Source organism: Halomonas sp. GXIMD04776 (genome assembly GCF_049808615.1).
Classification (GTDB): domain Bacteria; phylum Pseudomonadota; class Gammaproteobacteria; order Pseudomonadales; family Halomonadaceae; genus Modicisalibacter.
Window position 1 is genome coordinate 209,843 of the sequence record NZ_JBNCAN010000003.1, and the last position, 6,529, is coordinate 216,371.

A 6,529-nucleotide genomic window follows, 5' to 3' on the forward strand; every position below is an offset into this window, starting at 1 on the left:
AGCCATTCATTACAGCTGCCGCCGCCAGCGACTCTCGATCGTCTCCAACTCCGCCGGGCCGTAGAGCGCCTGGGCATGGCCGCCATACAGGGCCCACAGCTGGTCGCCGAAATCGAAGTGCCACCACTCGCTGGGCAGGTTGGTGAAGCCCTGTTCGCGCATGACGTGATGGAGCAGCCGTCGGCGACCCCGGGCCAGACGCTGGCGCTCATCGAGATCATCGCCCTGGCGCTCGAAATAATCGCTGTGGGAGGCCGGCACGGCTTCGTCGAATAGCGTTCCCATATCGAGCATCAAGCCATCCGCGTCGCACAGGGTCACGTCTACCGCGCCACCGGTCAGATGCGGGCTGGGCGCGTTTGAGTCGGTGCTGGGCACGGAGACGAACTCCCGGGTGCGTGCAAGAAGCACGTCATCGTCGGCGTCAGGGTGACGAGAGCGAATCGCCTCGAAAAGCGTATCGAACAGATACTGCTGGACCCGCCAGGGCCGCCAGCCATCGAGCACCACCAGGCCGAGCCCTTCGGGCAACGAACGCGCCGCGGCGAGCAGGCGCCGGTAAACCGCTTCGCGCACATAGCAATCGGTCACCGCGCCAGGAAGGCCTTGCTTGGCATAGACAGGAAAGGTTTTCAGCGGCGCGGGGGCCAGACTTACCGGCACCAGCGGCGCATCCTCCGCCAGAATGGGAATACAGTTCAAGGTCGCCCAGTCCGGCTCGGGCCGGCTGGGAATCGGCGGTGGCTCCACGCTTGCGGAGGTAAAGACAGTCTCGCTCATTGCATCATCCAAGTACGCTGGGCAACCACAGGGTCAGGGGCGGGAAAAGAATCAATATCAACAGCACCAGCACCGCGGTCAAGACGAAAGGCCAGATGGTCCGAAACAGCGCCGTGATCTCGAGACGGCTGACCGCCGCCGCGACGAACACACAGGCCCCCATGGGAGGCGTGATCAGGGCGATGGTGATGTTCAGGGTGATGATGATGCCCAGATGCACCGTATCGATGCCCGCCATCATCGCCACCGGGGCGAAGATCGGGGTCAGCAGCATCAATGCTGAGACCTCTTCCATGAACATGCCGGTGATGAAGGTGATGCCGCTGAGCATCAGCAGCACCAGGATCGGCCGATCGGTATAGGGCGCCAGCAGCTCGACAAACTGAGTGGGCACCTGGGCATAGGAGAGCAGCCAACTGATCGTCGCCGAGGCCGCCATGATCAAGAATATCGCCGAGGTGAGCCGAGTCGTCTCGACGATCGCCCGCCAGAAATCCACCGGGCGCAGATTGCCCAAGACAAGACCGCACAGGGCCACGTAAAGCGCCGTCAGCGCACCGGATTCCGTGGGTGTGACGAAGCCCAATACGATGCCGGCGACGATGATGAACGGCGCAATCAACGCCGGCAAGGCCGCCAGCGCCGCCCTGCCCAACTCAGAGACCCCAGGCCATCCACCACGTTTGGTCAAGCTCTTGCGCCAGGCGTACAGGGCATTCATCACCATGAAGGCCGCTCCCAGGACCAGCCCGGGAATCACACCGGCCAGGAACAGATCTCCCACGGAGGTATTGGTCAAGGAAGCGTACAGAATCATGAAGATGCTGGGCGGGATGATCGGCCCGATCAGCGAGCTGCCGGCGGTCAGGCCGGCAGCGAAGGCGGTGGAGTAGCCCTCCTTGCGCATCGGCGGCACCAGCAGCGCCCCCAGCGCCGAGGTATCCGCTACGGCAGAGCCGTTGACCCCGGCGAAGAACACGCTCGACACCACGTTGACGTGCCCCATGCCCCCGCGCAGATGCCCGACCAGCAGGCGCGCCAGGCCCATCAGGCGATCGGTCAAACCGCTTGCGTTCATCAGATTGCCCGCCAGGATGAATAGCGGTATCGCCATCAGCGAAAAGACATTGATGCCGCCAAAGAACTGCTGCGGCATCATGCGCGCCAGCATGCCTGGGTCGACGAACAGAAAGCCCACCACCGCCGTGGCCAACAGCGCAAGAAACAGCGGCAGGCCGAGCAGCACATGCACCAGAAAGACCGCCAGCATGGTGAGGGTCATGCGTCCTGCTCCGCCATCGTCTTAAGCGGTGCCGGCCCATACCACAGGGCGTGCCAGGCCAGCAGAGCAAAGCCGATGGGCATCGACATCATGGGGATGGTACGGCTGATGCCCAAGCCTGAGCTGGTGAACATGGCCACCGACTGGGCATAGCGATAGCTGAACAGGGCACCGCCAATGGCCAGGGCCAGCGTCAGCAGCCATTGGTACAGATTGAGCAGGCGACACAGCGGCAGCGGCAACAGCCGCTCGATCAAGGCGACCCGCATATGGCCGCCCTCCACCCACACCGCGCCGGCGGCCAGCAGCACCGCGCCGATGATCAGAAAGCGCGCCAGCTCGTCGGACCAGATGGGGGCACCGCCGGCCAGATAGCGCAGAAAGACCGCATAGAGGATGACCCCCAGATTGATCAGCAACAGGGCACTGGCGACGGTCAGCGATACCGTTCGGCTGACCGTCAGCACCCGCGTCCGTAGGGTGAGCAGCGCGCTAGCCATGGCGTGAAACGGCCGCCATCGTCACTGGGCCAGCTGGGTCATACCGGCGTCATCGAGGGCCATATCGATCCAGCGCTGCTCGATGTCCTGGGTCTTAAGCCATTCCAGGTAAGCCGGCTGCCCCTGCTCGCGAAAGGCGTTCAGATTCTCCTCGGAGGGCTCGATGATCTGCATGCCCTGCTCCTCGAGATAGGCGATGCGCTCGTCCACCTTGGCCTCATTGTGCTCCCGGGCCATGGCGTTGGCCTCGTCCACCGCCTCCAGGAAGGCCTGGCGCATCGGCTCGTCCCAGCCGTCGAGCATGGCGCCATTGCCCACCAGAAACTGATCCGAGTACTGGATGTTGGCCAGGGTCAGATAGTCCTGCACCTCGTAGAGGCTCCCTAGAATGATATACATCGGCGGATTCATCTGTCCGTCTGCCACACCGGTACGCAGGGCCATGTAGACCTCGGTCCAGGGAATCGGCGTGCCCGAGGCGCCGAAGGCCTCGTAGAGCGCCACCTGGCTGGGGTCCATGGCGCGAAAGCGCAGTCCGTCGAAATCCTCAGGGGAACGAATGGGCTTTTCATTGTTGGTGAAGGCCAGAAAACCGCCCTCCTCGACCACCGCCAGCATCTCGATGCCGGTGCGCTCGCGCAGCGTCTCGTCGAATGCCTGCCAGTAGTCGCCCTCATCGAAGAAGCTTCGCGCCGCCTCGAAATCCTCGAACAGGAAAGGAATGGCGCTGACGAAGATTTCCGGCATCACCGGTGATACCCCGGCGAAAGAGGCGATATTCAGATTTGGCGAGCTCATGGTCTGCTCCATGCGCGCCTGCTCTTCGCCGAGCTGACTGTTGGGATAGAGCTTGAGTTCAAGCTCGCCATCGGTCTTCTCCGCCACCAGCTCCTTGAGATTGGTGGCGAACAGGTGTACCGCATTCTTCTCCGGGTCCGGCGCGCCGTTGTAGCTCAGGTTCACGCTGGTCGCTGCCTGGGCGGAACCGACAAACAGCAAGGTGCTCAATAGGTATGACACTGTCAGTGTCGCTGGTAGAAAGCGCTGGAAAAGAGACATGACCCTCTCCTTGTTGTTGTGCGGATTTCATCTGCATCCAATAGGCAGTATTGGCAGACCTGCAGGGTCTGTCGAGTTTATCGATGATGAAAACGGGCTTGTAAGACGGTCCTTCGAGAAGAGCCCCCCTGAAGCCTTGAGATACACAGAATGTTTTACTCAGGCTTTTCGTGAGCTGTTCAGCCCCGTTTCACTGCGTTGTTTCCAACTCGCCGAAGCGCCCCTCGAACAGCGCCGAGGAGAGATAGCGCTCCGCGGAGTCCGGTAGCACCACGACGATGTTCTTACCCTGGTGCTCGGGCTGCTTGACGATACGTACCACCGCGCTGCAAGAGATACCGCACAGGATGCCCTCCTCCTGCATCAGACGATGGGTTATGGCCATGGCATCCTCAATTGCTCACCGTCTCCACTCGGTCGACCAGACTCAAATCCAGGTTGCCGGGAACAAAGCCGGCGCCGATACCCTGAACCTTGTGCGGCGCCGGGGTCAGCTCCTTGGTCTTGATGATGGCCCCGGACATGCCCTTGGCGGGCTCGGTCAGGACCAGACCATCGCCCCCTCGTTGACCCGATTGAGCCGTACCAGCGGCGTGTTGCCGATGGACAGCGAGTTGTCATCGTAGGTGCGCGCCATTGCGTTTCTCCTGTCAGCGTCGTTTTTCAAGACTAACACCCGATGCTCGCTTTCATCACACGAGTGATATGACGAAGCTCTTCCTCGCTGGTGACGTAGGCCGGCATGGTGTAGAGCCAGCGGCCGAAGGGCCGCAGCCAGACGCCCTGACGCCGCGCGTTATCCGCCACGCCTGCCAGGCTGGCGGCGTCGCGCATCTCGATCACCGCGGTGGCCCCCAGCACTCGCACCTCCGCTACCGCGGGATGGGCGCGCAGCGCCTCGTCCTCGAGCAGCTCCCGGCGCAGTACGCCGTTGAGCCTTTCGATCCTGCCAAGGTAGTCTTCCTGCTCGAAGACCGCCAGGCTTTCCAGCGCCACCCGGCAGGCCAGGGGGTTGCCCATGAAGGTGGGCCCGTGCATGAAGGCGTGCAGCGGGCCGTCGCCGATGAAGGCCTCGTGCACCCGGCCGGTGGCCAGAGTAGCGGCATGGCCCAGATAGCCGCCGGTGAGCCCTTTGGAGAGCACCATGATATCCGGCGACAGCCCGGCGTGGTCGGCGGCGAACAGCCGCCCGGTGCGCCCGAAACCGGTGGCTACCTCGTCGAAGATCAGCAGCACGTCGAATTCGTCGCACAGCTTGCGTGCGCCGCGCAGATAGTGGGGCGAGACCATGTTGAGCCCGCCGGCGGCCTGCAGCAGCGGTTCCATGGTAAGCGCCGCGATCTCCCGGTGATGGCGCTCCAGCACCCGACGCAGGCCGTCGAGGTCATTCTCCACCGCCTCAGGCTCGGCATCGAAGCCGGCCCGGGGCGCCGGCGCGAAATGGTGGCGCGGCAGGGCGTCGTTGAACAGGGCATGCATGCCCTCCTCCGGATCGCAGACCGCCATGCAGCCCAGGGTGTCGCCGTGATAGGCCTTCATCAGCGACAGCAGCCGGCGCTTTTCGGGCTTGCCCTGCAGATGGTGATACTGCAGCGCCATCTTCATGGCCACTTCCATGCCCACGGAGCCGCTGTCGGAGAAGAACACGTGATCGAGCCCCGGCGGGGTGATGCGCACCAGCTCCCGGGCCAGGCGCTCCGCGGGCTCGTGGGTCAACCCGCCCAGCATCACGTGGCACAGCTCGCCGGCCTGCTCGCGGATCGCCGCCACCAGCCGCGGATGGGCGTAGCCGTGAATCATGCACCACCAGGAGCAGGTGGCGTCCAGCAGGGTCTCGCCGCTGTCCAGATGGAAATGCGCGCCCTCGCCGCCCACGACCCGGGGCGGGGGCCGCTGGGTCTTGAGATGGGCATAGGGATGCCAGACCGGTGAGTTCATGGGCTCTCCTTTCGAGACAAAGACAGGGGCAATCGAAGATGGCGCGCCCCGACCCGGGCCAGCGCTTCGGGCGTATCGGCGGCGAGCCGGGGCACCACCCCCAGGCAGGGGCCGGGCAGGTGCCGGTCGAGAGTCGCCAGGTTGGCGCGATAGATCGCCTCGTCGGCGGCAAAGTCCGCGTCCAGCAGATTGCCCACCCACCCCGCCAGGGGCAGGCCGTCGGCGCGAATCGCCTCCGTCGTGAGCCGCGCCTGGTTCAGACAGCCCAGTTCGAGGCCCACCACCAGAATCACCGGCAGGGCCAGACGTGTCGCCAGCCCGGCCAGATCCTCCTGATCGTTGAGCGGCACCCGCCAGCCCCCGGCGCCTTCGATCAGGGTCAGATCCCGGGGCTCGGCCAGCCCCGGCGACAGCGCCCGGGTCAGGATGTCCAGGGTCACGTCCTGACCCGCCTGGCGGGCCGCCAGATGCGGCGCGATGGGCGGGACGAAAGCCACGGGATTGATGTGCGCATAAGCCAGGCCGGGGTGACTTTGGGCCTGCAGCGCCAGGGCGTCGACGTTGCGCAAGCCTTGCGGCGTGGCGTGGCAACCCGAGGCCACCGGCTTGAGCCCCAGGGTGGTCAGCCCCAGGGAGCGGGCCCGGGCCAGCAGGGCGCAGGCGACGAGGGTCTTGCCCACGTCCGTGCCGGTGCCGGTCACGAAGAAAGTGGTCATGACTCAGCCTTCAATTGCAGGGTGAACAGGTGATAGCTGACCGGCAGCCCGGCGGGGGCGCGCAGCGCCTCGTAGCGCTTTTCGGCACGGACGAGTTCGGCGCGCCGGCGTCGTATCCCGGGCCGAGCCACCTGGTTCTCCAGCTCCAGCAGGTCGTTGGCCCCGGGCAGAAGACTTGCCATACCCACCGGCGTTACGCTTGGCAGCTGAGCCAACGCCGGCTGCATCTCGATTGCCCCGTCTTCTGCCAACTG

At 64.5% G+C, this 6,529-nt stretch carries 6 protein-coding genes and 2 pseudogenes; all 8 read right to left on the reverse strand.

Annotated elements, in window-relative coordinates; all coding sequences use genetic code 11:
- Positions 1-9: 9 nt before the first annotated feature.
- Entirely contained in the window at positions 10-780 is a 771-nt protein-coding gene (locus tag ACPF7Z_RS03280) for a M15 family metallopeptidase (RefSeq protein ID WP_425191733.1), read from the reverse strand.
- 4 nt (positions 781-784) lie between these two features.
- The gene (locus ACPF7Z_RS03285; protein ID WP_425191734.1) at positions 785-2,062 is read right to left on the reverse strand and encodes a TRAP transporter large permease; all 1,278 of its coding nucleotides are present in this window, start codon (positions 2,060-2,062) and stop codon (positions 785-787) included.
- Positions 2,059-2,562, reverse strand: coding sequence for a TRAP transporter small permease (locus ACPF7Z_RS03290; protein WP_425191735.1), 504 nt, complete (start codon positions 2,560-2,562; stop codon positions 2,059-2,061). The genes ACPF7Z_RS03285 and ACPF7Z_RS03290 overlap by 4 nt, the downstream gene beginning before the upstream one ends.
- A gap of 21 nt (positions 2,563-2,583) precedes the next feature.
- Complete coding sequence (gene dctP / locus ACPF7Z_RS03295) at positions 2,584-3,621, reverse strand: TRAP transporter substrate-binding protein DctP (protein WP_425191736.1); 1,038 nt, start codon at positions 3,619-3,621, stop codon at positions 2,584-2,586.
- A gap of 190 nt (positions 3,622-3,811) precedes the next feature.
- A pseudogene (locus tag ACPF7Z_RS03300) lies at positions 3,812-4,121 on the reverse strand (pyridoxal-phosphate dependent enzyme); the annotation flags it as partial.
- A 169-nt stretch (positions 4,122-4,290) separates the two neighbouring features.
- A complete protein-coding gene (bioA, locus tag ACPF7Z_RS03305) occupies positions 4,291-5,559 on the reverse strand; it encodes an adenosylmethionine--8-amino-7-oxononanoate transaminase (RefSeq protein ID WP_425191737.1) in 1,269 nt (422 codons plus the stop codon).
- Complete coding sequence (gene bioD, locus ACPF7Z_RS03310) at positions 5,556-6,275, reverse strand: dethiobiotin synthase (protein WP_425191738.1); 720 nt, start codon at positions 6,273-6,275, stop codon at positions 5,556-5,558. Before bioD ends, bioA begins: the two co-directional genes overlap by 4 nt.
- A pseudogene (locus ACPF7Z_RS03315) lies at positions 6,272-6,529 on the reverse strand (hypothetical protein); the annotation flags it as partial. The pseudogene ACPF7Z_RS03315 and the gene bioD, both read right to left, overlap by 4 nt.